Here is a 15,338-nt window from a genome sequence, read left to right as displayed (position 1 = left end):
TCAACCTTCCGCCGCCGCTGCCTTCAACGATCCCGTGACTCCCACTACCGCAAACGACTCAGCACGCTCGGAAGCTACGAACCGCCGTAGCAGTATTAGGGCGGAGAGGATGTCAACTGCTGTCCTACTACGTCCCGCAGGCCGTCAAAACCCACCGGGCGCCCCGCCTCCGGCCACAACTGCAACTGTACGAACCGATCACCGCCGCGCTCGGCCTGATCGTCATCGCCCCGCGTATGCGCTGCTCCTGGGACAAATCCCTGACCTTCTATCCGTAGGCAGCGCCGCAATCAGATGAGCTCAAGGCCTTGAAGGCTACGACCAGCCGGGACGTGTCGCGTTCAGCAATGACCGCCGGTGACCGATAGGACCAAATGACAGTACCGATTGAAGGTTGAGGCGATGCGGGCTATTCACGTGCGGGCCACCGCGGCCATTGCCGAGGTGCTGCGTGACCGGATGGTCACGCCGCTTTTTCAGCCGATCGTCGACCTGTCCAGCGGGCTCGTGGTGGGGCTGGAGGCACTCGCCCGCGGACCGGCCGGCACCGAGCTGGAGTTTCCGGACCGGCTGTTCGCCGCCGCTCATGAGGCCGGACTGCTCGCCGAGCTGGACATGCTGTGCTTTGAACGGGCGTTGGAATGCGCGGTCGTCGCCTCCGCACCGCCGCCGCTGCTGTTCATCAATGCCGAACCGGCCGTGCTGGACCAGCCGGTGTCATCGCGCGTCATCGAGATGGTGGGCAACGGACTGCCGTTTCGCTACATCCTCGAGTACACCGAACGGGCGCTTCCCACCTCGCCGGGAGTTCTCGTGCACCTTGCCGGCATCGTCCACGAGTTCGGTAATGGCATCGCCCTGGACGACGTCGGGGTCGACCCGATGTCGCTGGCGTTCCTACCGGTGCTGGAGCCGGAGGTGATCAAGCTGGACATGAGCCTACTGCGCGATCCAGACACCGAGCACACCCGGTCGGTGTGCACGGCGGTCGCGGCGGAGGCCCGGCGTACCGGGGCGGTGGTCCTGGCCGAGGGCGTGGAGACCGAGGACGACCTGGTCACCGCCCGCCGATTGGGGGCGCGGTGGGGGCAGGGCTGGTTGTTCGGCCGGCCGGCGCCGATGGGGCAGGTGACGCACCGGTTCGACCCGGCCGCGGCGGCCCAGGTGCCGCCGCCACGTCCGGGTTTTCACCAGGCCCGGGGCACCCCGTTTCAGGTGGCGTCGGGTCACGGTCGGGTCGTCAGCGGGTCGGCGACCCAGATGACGGCAGCCCTGGCCCGACTGCGGAACCTGGTTGCCGCCGGCTCTCACGCAGTGATCGTGATGTCGGCCGATGAGACGGATGCGCCGGCGTTCACAAGGTTGCTGGCCGACGCATCCGCCCACACCCGCTCGGTGATCATGCTCGACGATCCGGTGCCGGGCGAATCCGCCGTCGCCGTCATCGATCCCGCGTACGGCAGCGCCGCTTTATGTGTCGAGTCCGCCTCGGGACGCCTGGTGTTCCTGGATCGCCTGCCCGCTGTCGCCGACGTGGCCCGCGTGCTGCTCAGCCGCCTCGGCCCCGGCCGCCTCGCCGACGGGGTCGATCGTCCTGACGCTCGGCGTCCGCAACTTCCACCGGACCTCGCGTTCTGATGGCTCGCCGCCCCGCAGAACACAACTTCCACGTCGACCGCATCTGAACCATCGATCCCGCGCCGCCGGTCGACTGTTGGCCGTACAACCACTCCGGGACGGGCGGCTCACCGGAAAGAGGCCCGGCCTCGCTGACCACGCCGGTCCGGCGGCGGAGTTGCACGGCTTGGTTGCCTCTCGGTAGCGGAGCCCGCCGAGTTCATCACCCTGCCGGGTGTACCGAGGAGAGGGGATGCGAACGTCCGCCGGGCCGGTGGCCGAAGGTGGGAGCGGACGTATCGAGCGTTGCCGGGGCGGACGGCGCTGTTCGCGGTGGCCTCATCACAGTCACGACCAACAGCTTTCCTGCCGCGTGGCGCAGGACGGTGAGCACGCTCATCCACTGTTCTTGAGGAAGGGGCCGAGGAGCTCTCCGGCTCGGTTGCGGATGCCCTCAGGGTCGCCGCCCGCTTCGATGAGGCTGGAGGCGCTGTAGACGATCGCGTTGATCATTTCGGCGGTGGTGGCCGGGTCGGGCAGGTCCATCGCCCGCAGCGCGTCGAGCAGGGGTTGGGACAGTTGTTCGTGCATGGTGCGGCTGCTGTCGTCGAGCTGCTGGCCGGGCGTGATCGCAGCGAGGGCCCGAGCCACGGCGTGCTCGCCGTCGGCGACCAGTGCGAGGTTGGTGTCGACGTACGCCAGCACGCGTGCGCCCGGCTCACCGGCCGTGGCCATCGCATCGGTCACTCGCCTCGACCAGCGGGGGAAGACGTCCTGGATGAGGGCGTCGAGCAGGTCCTGGCGGGAGCGGAAGTACTCGTATGCCGAAGAGCGGGCCAGTCCGGCGCGGCCGGCGACCGCCGCGAGCGACGGGGCGGTACCTGGTTCTTCGGCGAGGATGGCACGGGCCGCGTCGAGCAGCGCGCGATGCTTGGCGGCGCGGTGCTCGGCGACGGTGGGCGCCGAGATGCGCGGCACCGTGCCTCCTTCGGGTCGCCTAGCCGGACAGCTTTCCGTCGACCATTTCTACCACCCGGTCACAGTGCTGGAGCACGTCGGTGTCGTGGGTGACCATGACGGTCGCGACCTGGGCGCGTTCGGTTTCGCGGGCCAGCAGTTCGACCACCTCGTGGCTACGGGCCCGGTCGAGCGCGGCCGTGGGCTCGTCGGCCAGCAGCAGCGACGGACCGCCGATCAGGGCGCGGGCGATGCCGACGCGCTGTCGTTCACCGCCGGAGAGCTGGTGTGGGCGCCGGTGCGCCTTTCCGGCCATCCCGACCTCGGCCAGCCTCTGCTCGGCGTCGCGCCTCCCGGCGCGGCGCCGGTTGAGGTGCTGGATGAGGAGCAGCTGGTCGACTGCGGTCAGCGCCGGGATGAGATTGCCGCTCTGGAATACGAAGCCGATGTGCTCGCGCCGGTAGGCGGTCCGCGCCGCCGGTTTCATGGTGGCCAGGTCGTTGCCGTCGATGGTGACGGTGCCGTCGTCGGGCAGGGTGAGCCCGCCTGCGACGGCGAGCAGGCTGGACTTTCCGGCGCCGGACGGTCCGACCACCGCCACCAGTTCGCCGGGCGCGACGGTCAGATTGACCGTGTCCAGCGCCGTGATGGTGTCGTCGCCATCGCCGAGGCGCAGGGTCACCCCGGCCAGGTGCAGTCCGGTGCGGGTCACGGTCTCGGCGGACTTCATCGTTGTGCTCCCAGGGCGGCCAGCGGGTTCACCGTGGCGATACGGACGATGGCGGTGGCGGCGCCGAGCAGGCCGAGGATGATCAGCAGGGCGGCCGCGGTCAGGACGGCGGGAGTCTCCAGGGCGAACGGCACGTCCCCGCCGGCCACGAGGGCACCCGTACCGACTCCGGCCAGCACACCGGTTCCGCAGGCGGCCAGCAGGATGAGCAGTGCCTGGGCGAGGCCGTCGCGCAGCAGGTACGCCCGGGACGCGCCGATCGCTCGCAGCACGGCCAGCTCGTGACGGCGATGGATGGTCCAGACGGTGAAGAACGCGCCCACGACCAGGGCGGAGATGGCGTACAGGAAGATCTGGATGAGCGTCAGGGTTGAAGTCTCGGCACTGTAGCCGGGTGAGGTCGCGAAGGCGTCGGTGAGCGTCATGCTGGTGGTGCGCGCCGCGCTGTCCCCGGCGGCGAGGTCCAGTGTGGCACCGTCGCGGGTCTTGATCGCTACGGCGGTCGCCTCGCCGTCGGCGCCGGTGTGGATCTTTCGCCAGGTGTCGAGCGGCAGGTAGGCCACATCGACGTGCCCGAACGTACGCTGATCGGCGGTCGCCCCGATCACGGTGAGTTCGACGCCGAGCCGGTCGATGATGATCTTGTCGCCGAGCCGCAGCCCCGCGTCGAGCAGGGTGCTGGACACGACGATCCCGTCGGCGCTGCCCAGTCGCGTTCCGCTGGCGGGTACCGGGTCCAGGAACGAGCCGGGCCGCACGCCGAACAGGGCCAGGTCGACCGGCGCGCCGGCGCCGCTGTGCGCGTTGACCAATGTGTTGCCGAACGGCTCGGCCGCCTCCACGCCGGGCTGCGCTCGCCAGGTCTCCACCTGGCCGGCGTCGATGACACTGCGCGAGAACGCGCCGTCCGCGCGGGTGCCGTCCGCGAAGGCGAACGCGGTGACCGGCAGCTGCCGCAGCCCGGATACACCGTCATTGACCAGTCCGGTCGACAGCCCGGACAACAGCACCATGAGCACCGCAATCAGCGCCACCACCGCGCCCATCAACGCAAACCTCGAACGCGCGAACCGCAGCTCGCGCAACGCCAGGAACATGGCTCCCCCAACAAGCTTACCGACAAGGCGTCGGTAACTATACCGACGCAGCGTCGGTAAGATTTGGGGCGGGGGCATCCCATCGGCGAGCGGGACGTGGACCGCCACGGTCTGGTCCGCACCCGCTCCGAGGGCGACCGCTGCCGCAGCTACCAACTGCTGGCCTGCGGAGGGCTGTCCTGGCAGAGCGGGCCACGGCTGGACGCAATCGACAGGGTGGACGGGTCAAGGTCGTCAACGAATCGCTGGGGCGCCACGTCGGCGACGGCCTGCTGTGGGCCGATCGGCTGAAGACGGCAGCCGCAGGCGATACAGCGATCTTCGACCTGCTCCCGAGGTCCTGCCGCCAGTGCCCGCGGAGGAGATCCGCCTGCCCGTCTCGACGCGGGCGCGGGCCGCCCGGATCGTGACCGCCACGGTGCAGTCGATCCTCGCCGCCCCCGCACCAACGACATAGTCGCGGCCGAGAGCTGATTGCGGAACTCGCCCACCGGCGAGGCCCGCGCCACCGTGCGGTGGGCGGGCCTCGAAGGCGTCGGCGGGATTCGGCCGTCACGGCTGACGCCGTTGGAGCCTAGGCAGGCGTACGGCCAGGGCAGCGGTCGCGGCGGCGAGGGTGAAGCCGGTCCACGGCTGGGCTGCCTGCAACGCGAAGCCGGTGACGGCGAAGGCCGGGAGCAGGACGGCGTAGGCGACGCCGTGCCAGCGCAGTCGCCGGTCAGTACGGGCGATCGCGGTGCCGAGGACGACCGCGGAGACGATGAGGAAGAACGTGGCGGTCAGGGCTACGGCGAAGAAGGTGGGGCCGTAGGCGGTGTCGGCGTTGAGGGCCGGCATGCCGGGCGTGCCATCGAGGTGGGCACGGCCGATGCCGGGTTGGACGAAGGTGGCGCTGCCGAATGTGGCGGCCAGGAACACGTTGGTGACGGTGGTCAGCACCAGGCCGGTGACGGCGGTGCGGGCGGCGCGGCCGTGCGAGATCAGCGTGGTGACCGCGGTCACGCCGAGGACGGCGAGTGCGGCGCCGAGGATGCTGGCGCCGAGATGGCTGATCAGGAACACGTCAGTGGTGATGTAGCGGGCGTAGGCGTCGAAGTCGTCGACCGAGGGCTGGTGGGTCCAGGTGCTCAGGCCCAACAGCAGCGCGTAGGCCGGCAGTGCCCATAGTCCGGCGCGGGCGGCGCGGCTGGCGGAGCCGGTGATGGTGACGGGGCTGGCGACTGCCAGGGTGGTGGACATTGCGATCATCTCTTTCGCTAAGCGTGACGGACGTGTCGATGGCAGTGCTGGCGCCGTGCTGCGGGTCCGGTGCTCCGCCGGGGCCTGTTGCCGGTGGTCCCGGCGGAGCACTGGTACAGCACCCGCCGGTCATCGGGGTGCCGGCGTGTTGTCCGGCTGCGTGGCCGGTGCACGGTCGCGGCCGGTGAGGGTGATCGCGGCTAGGACGGCGGCTGCGGCGGCGATGCCGGCGGCGCCGAGCAGGGCTGTCGAGTAGCCGTTGGTGAGGGCCGTCGGGTCGCCGAGGGTGTCGGCGCCGTGGGCGGCGGCCAGGGCGGTCATGGCGGCCAGGCCGAGCGCGGAGCCGACCTGGTAGCTGGTGTTGACGATGCCGGAGGCCAGGCCACCTTCCTGCGGGCGGGCGCTGGACAGGGCGGTGCCCAGCGACGGGATGAAGGCCAGGGCCATGCCGAGGGCGGCGACCAGCGAGGCGGGCAACACGTCGGTCAGGTAGCTGCCGCTCGGGCGGATCAGGGCGAGCCAGCCGAGGCCTGCGGCCAGCATCGCCAGTCCGCTGACCAGCGTGGCCTTGGTGCCGAACCGGCCGATGACCCGCGGTGCGAGGACGATCATGCCGGCCATGATGAGGACGGTCATCGGCAGCAGCGCGGCACCGCTGGGGAAGGCGCTGTATCCGAGGACTTGCTGCAGGTAAAGGTTGAGGAAGAACCACATCGGGATCCACGCCGCGCCGAGCAGCAACTGGGCGAGGTTGGCAGCCGACAGGTTGCGATTGGCGAAGATGCCGAGCCGCATCAGCGGCTCCCGGCGGCGGGCCTGAATGGCCAGGAACGCGGTCAGCAGGGCGGCGGCACCGGCAAGGGTGAGCCACGTCTGGCTGGTGTTCCAGCCGATCTCGGGGGCGCGGACGATGGCGTAGACGGTGGCGGCTAGGCCACCGGTGACGGTGAGCGCACCGGCCAGATCGAGGCTGCCGGGTCGGTTGCCGCCGGCGGGCATGAGTGCCGGGGTGGCGACCAGGGCGAGCACGGCGATCGGGATGTTGAGGTAGAACACCCACGGCCAGCTGACGTATTCGGTGATGACGCCGCCGAGGAACACCCCGGCGGTACCACCGGCCGGTGCGGCCGCCCCGTACAGGGCCAGGGCCTTGGTGAGCTCGGCGGGCCGGTTGCCGAACAGCATCATCAACAGCGTCAGCGCCGACGGGGCGATCAGCGCGGAACCGGCCCCCTGAACGGCCCGGGCGGCCAGCTCCAGTTCGACGGTGCCGGCCAGGCCTGCGGCAGCGGATCCGGCGAGCAGGACGGCCCAGCCGGTGGCGAAGATGCGGCGGGCGCCGTACAGGTCGGACAGGCGGCCGCCGAGCAACAGCAGGCCGCCGAACGCGACGACGTAGGCGTTGAAGACCCAGGACAGATTGCTCGGTGTGAAGCCGAGGTCGTTCTGCATCTTCGGTAGGGCGACGCCGATGATCGAGGTGTCCATGATGACCATGAATTGGGCGAGGGCGATGAGCGCGAGTGCCCACCACCGGTGCGGACTGCGGGACATGACCGAACCTCCTAAGTACCCCCAGGGGGTATCCTGTTCGGCGTCATTGTTACCCCCGGGGGGTATACGGGGTCAAGGGCGTCCGTCGATTGACTTCCGCGTCACAGCGCTGGACTGCCGCTTTACTGGGATACCCTAGGGGGGTACGGTAGCGGCGGCTGGAGGGAGCGGGCCATGGCTCACGGCTACTACCTGAAGCGGCTGCGCCGCATCGAGGGCCAGATCCGGGGCCTGCAGCGCATGGTCGACGACGAGACGTACTGCATCGACATCCTCACGCAGGTGTCCGCCGCGACCAAGGCGCTGCAGACCGTGGCACTCGGGCTGCTCGACGACCATCTCGCGCACTGCGTCGTCGACGCGGCCCGCGACGGTGGGCCGGGCGCCGACGCGAAGCTGAAGGAAGCCTCCGACGCCATCGCCCGGCTCGTCCGGGCGTGACCGCTCCCCCGGCTCGGTACCAGTCACACGACAGCGAGGAGAAGCCGATGTGCGGCAGCGATACTGCTTGCGCCTGCGCCACCACGACCCCGGTCACCGAACTGGCGACGGTGCCGGACGGCACGCGAACGGTGTATCAGGTCGCCGGGATGACCTGCGGCGGCTGCGCCGGCCGGGTCAGTAAGCAGCTCACCGATGTTCCCGGCGTGCGTGACGTCAGCGTCGACGTCGCCACCGGGGCGGTCACGGTGACCAGCGCCGCGGCGCTCGATGATGACAGCGTGGCTGCGGCCGTCGCCGCAGCCGGCTATCAATTGGTGCGCTGAGCCTCCGCGTCAGCCATGCCGCGAGAACGTCTGGCGGAAGGGTGTCTGTGAATCCTTCCGCCAGACGCCGCAGCATCCCCCGGCGGCTCACGGAGTCACAGCAGTGCCCGCAGGTCGGTGATGAACCGGCGGCTGGCGGCCAGGGGCGCGAATCGGCCCGGGACGTCGGATGTCTCCTGCCGCCACGTGTCGGCGGCCTGCGGATCCGTCGCGGGCTCGGACGGTGGCCGGCTGTGCACAGCGAGCCGGGTGGGGTGACGCCGGTCGTGGCGGTTGCTGCCGGGCGGCGAGGCCGCAGACCGGCCGCGTAGGCGCCCAGTAGGCGCGGGTCGTGGGATGTGTGCACCAGGTCGCGGTATTGCTCGGGGACCGGCAGGCCGCGCAGATAGGTGTCGACGTCGGTGCACAGCCCGGTAGCGGTATCGGGTATCGGGTATCGGGTATCGGGTCGACGGCTACCACGGCGTGGCTGTCGGCTGGTGGGGGCGGGTAACCGGGTCACGTTACGACATCGCGAGCTCGGTGGCCGCCTGGTCACTCCGGCGGGCGCGGCACCGCCGGGACGCGTCCGCAGCCGAGACGGGTTCATACCGGTGCCGGGTATCTTGCACGGCATGAGTGAGGCGAAACCGGCCGGGCCACACGGGTACTCGGCGGAGAAACAAGCGCTGATGGCCCGGCTGAAGCGGGTCGAGGGTCAGATCCGCGGACTGCAGCGGATGGTCGACGAGGACACCTACTGCATCGACATCCTGACCCAGATCTCGGCCGCCAAGAGCGCCCTGCACGCCGTCGCCGTTGGCCTGCTCGAGGACCATCTGCGCCATTGCGTGGTCCACGCCGCCGCCGAGGGCGACGTGGACGCCAAGATCAAGGAAGCGAGCGCGGCGATCGCCCGGCTCGTGAAGTCCTGAGCCGGCCACCCGTTCCTACCGACCGGGTCCAATCCATTCTCGCAGCTGCGGCGCGGCCTGCGCCGAGTCGACCGACCCGACCGCGCGTTGCTGCTGCCCGCCCGCGTGGGGTGCGGTAAAGATCGGCGCGGCCGCAGCCGAGACCGGTGTGCGCTCATTGCGCAGTAGGGCACAAAGCTCTCGCCGGTCGGCTGTCGCCGAGGCCGCCGCGGCCCGGCGCCGCCGCTTCCGAACGGCCAGCACCGCGGCACAGGTCAGCAGCATCAGAGCCGCGGCGATGAGTGCCGTTCGTAGTCCTGCGGGGGATTCGATGCTTGACTGCACAACGGCACTGTCGGCAGGAGTGGCCGTACCGGTGCGCATCGAGGTCCGTCGCGGCGGCTTCGTCGACGCGACAGACCGGGGAACTCTGCCGGGGCCACGTCCAGCAACCGCGTGCAAATCGGAGTGTTCCCCTTCACAGATCAAAAGCACTCTGGGCTGACCAAGCATGAGCAGCGGGTGTCGACAAACCTCGCACTGGTCTTCCAATCGGACACACCTCGTCACCTCCGTCACTGATCGTGATCGCCTTCCGGAGCCGGAACCGACGCCGCCTGGGCTATCAAGGAGGGGCGGCGGGCACAGGTTCGCCGGTCGTGCCGACCTGGACCACGCCGAGCCCTGCCCCGGTCCGGCGGCGCGAGAGGAGCATGACGAGTCATGAGGCAATCGGGGGCAGGGACGGGGGAACCACCATCGGTCCTCGACCGGCACGCCGTACTGCGGCGGCCGGGCTATGAGGGCCTTGGGGTGAAGCCGCCAGCGTGCGGCCGGGCAACCTTCGCGCCCGAATCCGACAGCTAACCTCGCAGGCGTGCCGGAGGGATTCCTTCACCGTGCACGTAAGTACCCTGAGCCGGCCCGCCCGTACCCTGGGAGTCGGCACTCTCGCCCTGTCCGTGGGTCTCGGTCTTCTGACCAGCGGGCTCGGCACCCCGCAGTCAGCCTCCGCCGCGACGCCGTCCTCGACGGTCGCACTCACGCAGGTGTCCTCACAGACCAACGTGGCATTCAGCCAGACCGGCATCACCGTCAAGGCAGCGGCGTCCCAGGCCGCCAAGTCCAAGGCGGCCGCGAACCGGGTCATGACCGAAGCGGCGAAGCACAAGGGCAAGAAGTACAAGTTCGGCGCGGCCGGGCCCAAGCGGTTCGACTGCTCGGGCTACACGATGTACGTCTACAAGAAGGCGGCTGGCAAGAAGCTGCCGCACAAGGCCCACCTGCAGCAGCGGTACGGCAAGGCCGTCGCCAAGTCCAACGCCCGCCCCGGTGACCTCATCGTCATCCGGAAGGGGACGAAGGGCACGCACGCCGGCATCTACGCCGGTGGCGGCAAGATGTGGGCAGCACCGCGAACCGGCAAGACCGTCACCAAGCAGAAGATCTGGAGCAAGAACTACGTGGTCCGGCGCCTGGTCTGAGTCGGTTCCCCCAACTGACCGCACGTCGCGTCCGGACATCACACAGCGCCGCCTGCACCCTTCCTTGACGGGGGTGCAGGCGGCGCTGTCGTACGACTAATTCGTGATGCTGGTGAAGCGGCGCAGCCGCAAGTTGTTGGCGACGGCGAACCGCGAGCTGAACGCCATGGCCGCTCCGGCGATCATCGGGTTGAGCAGGCATGCCGCGGCCAGCGGCAGCGCCGCGACGTGGTAGGCGAAGGCCCAGAAGAGGTTGCGACTCGCCGGTCAGCATGCCCGCGGCGGCGGCCGAGGTGCCGTCCTCGATGACACCGTCGGTGGCGATCTTCTCGCCCGGCCGCACCACGAACCGGTCCCCCACCGCGAGGTCGGCGACCGGGATCCGCCGTTCAGTGCCGCCGCGCAGCACCGCGACGTCCTTGGCGCCGAGTTCCAGCAGGGCACGCATGGCGGCGCCGGCACAGCGCTCGGGGCGGGCCTCGAAGTAGCGGCCGGCGAGGATGCACGTGGTGATCACGGCGGCGGCTTCCAAAGATCCGTTTCGTTCTGCCGGGTTTCGCGGAGTTGCCACGCCGTCTCGCACATACCGTGTACGACACCGACCGCGCAGGCCAGTGGGCCGGGGCGGCCAGGCGCGTCAGGCCTGGCCGTCCGCGGATCGACGGGATCAGAGGCGTGCGAGGACGGTCGTCATCATGGCGATCTCGGCCTGCTGATCGGTGACGATCTTCTGCGCGAGGGCCTTGGCCTCCGGGTGGGAACCCTGCGCCACCTCGGTTCGGGCCATCTCGATCGCGCCCTCGTGGTGGCTGATCATCATGGTCAGAAAATCCTTGTCGCATGCCGCGCTCTTGGCGTCCATGAGCTTTTCATGGCGGCGTCGGTCATCAAGCCGGGCATCGCGCCGTGGTCCATGCCCGAGCCCATGCTCATGTGCGGCGTCGGCGGTGTCCGGCCGGAGTCAGCCCGCGGGGCTTGTACACCGAGAGCGCCAGTGCGATCAGCAGCAGGATCGCGGCGCCGGCCGCATGAACGAGTGGTGACGCGGTGGCGGTCATCGGCGGTCCGCCGTCCGCCGCGACGCGCGCCGTATCGGCGAGAGCTTCGAGAGTCCGCGTGTATAGCAGCAAGACGGCGACGGCGAACGCGGTGAGCACGAGTTTGACGACCACCCAGTAGTGCCGGACCAGGCCCCACACAGTGATCAGGGACTGGGTCACCCCGGTGATCAGACTCGCGATCCCGAACGGGACCAGCACGTACCAGCCGAGCTGCTCCAGGATCAGGTAGACGGCGTTGACCGTGCGCGGGTCGTCGGCGGTGACGGCCAGGCCGGCTAGCACGAGCGAGGCCGCAATGGCACCGAGCCATCCGACGGACGCAGCGATGTGCAACAGCAGACCCGTCCGGCGCAGCCCCACCGGCAGCCTCACCCCGGCTCGCCGTCGACAGCAGCCGGGACCGACCCATGGCCCAGATGGCGACCGGGACCATGACCGGTCAGCACCGCCACCCCGATCACGACCAGTAGCAGCACGCCGAGGACAAGAAAGACCTTCACCCAGCGCGGCATAGCCTCCTCGGGGACCCGCTCTTGACCTGGCATCTCCTCACCCTCCCGGTTTTGCGATACAGAGTGTCTTGAGAATGACAGAGTGAGTTGCGACCGGCAATGCGTACGATGCAGGAGTGCCGAAGTTGTGGGACTCGACCGTCGAACAGCACCGCCACACTGTGCACGCGGCCATCCTGGACGCCACCGCCACCCTCATCGCCGAACACGGTCTGGCGGTCAACATGTCGCAGATCGCGGCGCACGTCGGCATCGGCCGGGCCACGCTGTATAAGTACTTCCCCGACGTGCAGACCATCGTGGCCGCCTGGCACGAACGTCAGGTCACCGCCCACCTCGACCAACTCACCAGCGTCGCCGCGGAAGACCGCGAACCAGGCGAAAGGCTGCGGACCCTGCTGGCCACCTATCTACGGCTGTCCAGCACCGGGGCGCATGCCGAGCACGACGGTCGCGACCATGGGCCGATCTCCCAGGTTGCGATAGCCCTGCACCGGGCCTCGCACATGCCGGCAGCCCATCAGCGGCTGCACGAACTCGTCACCTCAGTCGTCGCCGACGCCGTCGACGCAGGCGCCGCCCGTACCGATGTACCGCCAGCCGAGCTGGCCGCCTTCTGCCTGCACGCGCTGGCGGCCGCACACTCGTCGTCGTCAGCTGACAGCCGCGAACGTCTGCTCGAGGTCACCTGGTCCGGCCTGATGCCACCACGGTGACCACGAGGCTCCCGCACCTTTAGGTCGATGCCTGACGGTCGTTGGACAGGTCAGGTGCCGGGACGGCGCCCGAAGGTGTGCACACGGACGCCCGTCCGCAGCTGATCCCACATGGCCACGGCGTCGCGGTGCGGTCTTTGCGTGCCGTGCGTGAGTAGGCAGCGGCGTGGCCCGGCAGCATCGCTGCCAGGGCCACGCCAGCCGGTGGGGTGGGACCGTCAGGTTGGTTTACTGCTGTTGCGGGGTCAGGTTCACTCGGCGCAGCAGTTGGGCGTTGAGCGCGACGACGATCGTCGAGGCGCTCATCAGCACCGCTCCGATCGCCGGGCTCAACGTGACCCCGGCCCAGGCCAGCACGCCGGCGGCGAGCGGGATGGCGACGATGTTGTAGCCGGCCGCCCACGCCAGATTCTGGATCATCTTGCGGTAGGAGGCTTTCGACAGCCGGATCACGCCGGTAACCGCACGCGGGTCCGACGAGGCCAGCACGACGCCGGCGGACTCGATCGCCACGTCCGTCCCCGCCCCGATCGCCAGGCCGACGTCGGCTCGGGCCAGTGCCGGGGCGTCGTTGACACCGTCGCCCACCATCGCGACCCGCAGGCCGCGGGCCTGCAGCTCGGCGACCGTACGGTCCTTGTCGGCCGGCAGCACCTCGGCGAACACCTCGTCGACGCCGGGGCGGAAGCCGAGGTCAGCGGCGACGGCCTCGGCCACCGGCCGGGCATCCCCGGTGATCATCACAATCTTGCCGATGCCGGCACGGCGCAGCTGTTCGATGGCCTGCCGGGCCTCCGGGCGAACCTCGTCCTCCAACGCGAACGCACCGATCACCTCGGGTGTCGCGCCGTCGGTGACGTGCAGCAGGTGCAGCACCGCCGCACCCCGCGCCGACCACTGCGCGGCCGTTTCCTGCAAGCCGGCGGGCGCGGTGGCGCCGAGCTCACGCAGCAGGGCCGGGCCGCCTACGGCGTAGGTTTGGGCGTCGACGACCGCTTGGACGCCGCGGCCGGTCAGCGAACGGAACCCCGTCGCTCGATCGTGCAGGCCCCGCTCGTGGGCGACTGCGGTCAACGCCCGGGCGAGCGGGTGTTCGCTGTCGGCCTCGACCGCTCCGGCGATGCGCAGCACGTCGGTGTCGGTGAACCCGTCGACTGCGGCGGTACCGGTCACGGTGTGCGCGCCCTTGGTCAGGGTGCCGGTCTTGTCGAACAGCACCGTGTCGACGGTACGCATCCGCTCCAGGGCCAGCCGGTCCTTGACCAGGATTCCGGCCTTGGCCGACAACGCCGTCGACAAGGCGATCACCAGTGGGATCGCCAGGCCGAGGGCGTGCGGGCACGCGATCACCAGCACGGTCACCGTCCGGACGACGGCCTGGTCCACGTCGCCGAGCAGCCACCAGGCGACGAACGTCAGCACCGCGGCCGCAGTAGCGATGTAGAACAGCATCGCCGCGAACCGGTCCGCCAGCACCTGCGCTCGCCCGCCTGCGGCCTGTGCCTGCGCGACTAGCCGGCTGATGCCCGCAAGGGCGGTGTTCTCCCCTACCGCGTCGACGCGGACGCGGATCGCCGAGTCGGTCGCGACCGTGCCGGCCACCACCCGGTCGCCTTCGCCGCGCGGGACCGGTCTCGACTCGCCGGTGATCATCGATTCGTCGAGTTCGGCGGCGCCGTCGACGATCCGGCCGTCCGCGGGCACCCGGGCGCCGGAGCGGACCAGGACGGTGTCTCCGACGGCGAGGTCAGCGACCGGCACCCGCTCGATGCTGCCGCTGCTGTTGAGGCGTTCGGCGTCGTCGGGCAGCAGCGCGGCCAGCGCGGCAAGGGCTCCCTGGGCCTGGCCGATCGCCTTCATCTCCTGCCAGTGGCCCAGCAGCATGATGGTCACCAGCGCCGCCAGTTCCCACCAGAAGTCCAGGTCGAACAGGCCGAGGCTGGTGGCCAGCGACGCCGTGTAGGCGACCGTGATCGCCATCGAGATCAGCAGCATCATGCCCGGAGCCCGGTCACGGACCTCGCTGACCGCGCCGGCCAGGAACGGCCAGCCGCCGTAGAAGAACACCACGGTGCCCAGGATCGGGCCGACCCAGGCCATGCCGGGGAAGTCGAGGCTGTAGCCGAACCAGTCCATGATCATGTGGCTGGTCGCAACGATCGGGACGGTCAGGGCGAGACTCAGCCAGAACTTGCGGCGGAAGATCTCCGGGTCGTGACCGGCGTGCTTGTCGTGGCCCTCGTGCCCGTGACCGGCGTGGTGCCCGGCGCTGGGCCCGCGGGCATGGTGGTCGTGACCGGCGGTCGCGTGATGAACCTTCTCATGGGCGCCCGCGTGATCGAGCGTCGCGGCGGCCGCGTGATGCTCGTGGCCGTGCTGGTGGATGTTGTCGTGTTCGCTGTGGGTCGGCATGTCGACCACCTCCGATGATGAAGGTATACCCCCCGGGGGTATAACCGCAAGAGCGGAAGGATCTGCGGCGGTCCACTACGGGCCCACGGCGGGGAGCCCCGCGGCACACCCGCACTCCATGGACCTCCCCCTCCCACAGGGACTCCCCGACAGCAGGGGCAGCCATCACGCTCGATACAACCGGCGCGACGGCCGAGGACCGCGAGGCGAGTCTGGACAAGACCTTCAAGCGATGCGGATGCCGTAACCAGCAGCGCAGACGTCGAGAACAAACGCCCACGGCTGTCCGACCGCGGCCA

The 15,338-nt window shown here is 69.9% G+C and carries 16 protein-coding genes, 1 pseudogene and 1 riboswitch; of the genes and pseudogenes, 7 read left to right on the top strand and 10 right to left on the bottom strand.

Annotated elements, in window-relative coordinates; genetic code table 11:
• Nucleotides 1-387 precede the first annotated feature (387 nt).
• On the top strand, nt 388-1,638 hold the full coding sequence (locus tag AB0F81_RS26660) for an EAL domain-containing protein (protein WP_360201475.1): 1,251 nt from the start codon (nt 388-390) through the stop codon (nt 1,636-1,638).
• Between the two features lie 375 nt (nt 1,639-2,013).
• Here the strand turns inward: AB0F81_RS26660 and AB0F81_RS26655 are convergent, their stop codons facing one another.
• From AB0F81_RS26655 to AB0F81_RS26635, 5 genes are all read right to left on the bottom strand, one after another.
• Entirely contained in the window at nt 2,014-2,595 is a 582-nt protein-coding gene (locus AB0F81_RS26655; RefSeq protein ID WP_360201474.1) for a TetR/AcrR family transcriptional regulator, read from the bottom strand.
• A gap of 19 nt (nt 2,596-2,614) precedes the next feature.
• A complete protein-coding gene (locus AB0F81_RS26650) occupies nt 2,615-3,304 on the bottom strand; it encodes an ABC transporter ATP-binding protein (protein ID WP_360201473.1) in 690 nt (229 codons plus the stop codon).
• Nucleotides 3,301-4,350 carry an ABC transporter permease gene (locus AB0F81_RS26645; protein ID WP_360201471.1) on the bottom strand — a complete coding sequence of 350 codons (1,050 nt, stop codon included), beginning with the start codon at nt 4,348-4,350 and terminating at the stop codon, nt 3,301-3,303. The genes AB0F81_RS26650 and AB0F81_RS26645 overlap by 4 nt, the downstream gene beginning before the upstream one ends.
• Before the next feature lie 603 nt (nt 4,351-4,953).
• The gene (locus tag AB0F81_RS26640; protein WP_360201470.1) at nt 4,954-5,640 is read right to left on the bottom strand and encodes a hypothetical protein; all 687 of its coding nucleotides are present in this window, start codon (nt 5,638-5,640) and stop codon (nt 4,954-4,956) included.
• Between the two features lie 129 nt (nt 5,641-5,769).
• Nucleotides 5,770-7,194, bottom strand: coding sequence for an MFS transporter (locus AB0F81_RS26635; protein WP_360201469.1), 1,425 nt, complete (start codon nt 7,192-7,194; stop codon nt 5,770-5,772).
• 174 nt (nt 7,195-7,368) lie between these two features.
• Between AB0F81_RS26635 and AB0F81_RS26630 the strand changes: the two genes are divergently transcribed.
• The 5 genes from AB0F81_RS26630 to AB0F81_RS26610 all read left to right on the top strand — a co-directional run bounded on the left by AB0F81_RS26630 (nt 7,369) and on the right by AB0F81_RS26610 (nt 10,573).
• The gene (locus AB0F81_RS26630) at nt 7,369-7,635 is read left to right on the top strand and encodes a metal-sensitive transcriptional regulator (protein ID WP_360201467.1); all 267 of its coding nucleotides are present in this window, start codon (nt 7,369-7,371) and stop codon (nt 7,633-7,635) included.
• A 47-nt stretch (nt 7,636-7,682) separates the two neighbouring features.
• Nucleotides 7,683-7,961 (top strand): heavy-metal-associated domain-containing protein, encoded by a 279-nt coding sequence (locus AB0F81_RS26625; protein WP_360201466.1) that lies wholly within the window; start codon nt 7,683-7,685, stop codon nt 7,959-7,961.
• A gap of 614 nt (nt 7,962-8,575) precedes the next feature.
• Nucleotides 8,576-8,875, top strand: a complete 300-nt coding sequence (locus AB0F81_RS26620; protein ID WP_122980656.1) for a metal-sensitive transcriptional regulator — start codon at nt 8,576-8,578, stop codon at nt 8,873-8,875.
• A gap of 695 nt (nt 8,876-9,570) precedes the next feature.
• A riboswitch (cyclic di-AMP (ydaO/yuaA leader) is annotated at nt 9,571-9,747 on the top strand.
• A gap of 6 nt (nt 9,748-9,753) precedes the next feature.
• Nucleotides 9,754-10,338, top strand: a complete 585-nt coding sequence (locus tag AB0F81_RS26615; protein ID WP_360201464.1) for a C40 family peptidase — start codon at nt 9,754-9,756, stop codon at nt 10,336-10,338.
• Nucleotides 10,339-10,441: 103 nt separating this feature from the next.
• On the top strand, nt 10,442-10,573 hold the full coding sequence (locus AB0F81_RS26610; protein ID WP_360201481.1) for a hypothetical protein: 132 nt from the start codon (nt 10,442-10,444) through the stop codon (nt 10,571-10,573).
• Nucleotides 10,574-10,585: 12 nt separating this feature from the next.
• On the opposite strand, the pseudogene AB0F81_RS26605 reads toward AB0F81_RS26610, so the two are convergent.
• From AB0F81_RS26605 to AB0F81_RS26590, 4 genes and pseudogenes are all read right to left on the bottom strand, one after another.
• Nucleotides 10,586-10,870: pseudogene (locus tag AB0F81_RS26605) on the bottom strand (heavy metal translocating P-type ATPase); the annotation flags it as partial.
• A gap of 135 nt (nt 10,871-11,005) precedes the next feature.
• Nucleotides 11,006-11,200, bottom strand: coding sequence for a DUF305 domain-containing protein (locus AB0F81_RS26600; protein WP_360201463.1), 195 nt, complete (start codon nt 11,198-11,200; stop codon nt 11,006-11,008).
• Nucleotides 11,201-11,267: 67 nt separating this feature from the next.
• Complete coding sequence (locus tag AB0F81_RS26595) at nt 11,268-11,771, bottom strand: DUF2269 domain-containing protein (RefSeq protein ID WP_360201461.1); 504 nt, start codon at nt 11,769-11,771, stop codon at nt 11,268-11,270.
• Nucleotides 11,768-11,944 (bottom strand): hypothetical protein, encoded by a 177-nt coding sequence (locus AB0F81_RS26590; protein WP_360201459.1) that lies wholly within the window; start codon nt 11,942-11,944, stop codon nt 11,768-11,770. Before AB0F81_RS26590 ends, AB0F81_RS26595 begins: the two co-directional genes overlap by 4 nt.
• 83 nt (nt 11,945-12,027) lie before the next feature.
• Between AB0F81_RS26590 and AB0F81_RS26585 the strand changes: the two genes are divergently transcribed.
• On the top strand, nt 12,028-12,627 hold the full coding sequence (locus AB0F81_RS26585) for a helix-turn-helix domain-containing protein (RefSeq protein WP_360201458.1): 600 nt from the start codon (nt 12,028-12,030) through the stop codon (nt 12,625-12,627).
• A gap of 228 nt (nt 12,628-12,855) precedes the next feature.
• Here the strand turns inward: AB0F81_RS26585 and AB0F81_RS26580 are convergent, their stop codons facing one another.
• A complete protein-coding gene (locus tag AB0F81_RS26580) occupies nt 12,856-15,039 on the bottom strand; it encodes a heavy metal translocating P-type ATPase (protein WP_360201456.1) in 2,184 nt (727 codons plus the stop codon).
• Nucleotides 15,040-15,338: the final 299 nt, after the last annotated feature.

It is taken from the genome of Actinoplanes sp. NPDC024001, from assembly GCF_040638955.1.
Lineage (GTDB): Bacteria > Actinomycetota > Actinomycetes > Mycobacteriales > Micromonosporaceae > Actinoplanes.
This window is presented reverse-complemented; position numbering and strand designations above follow the sequence as displayed.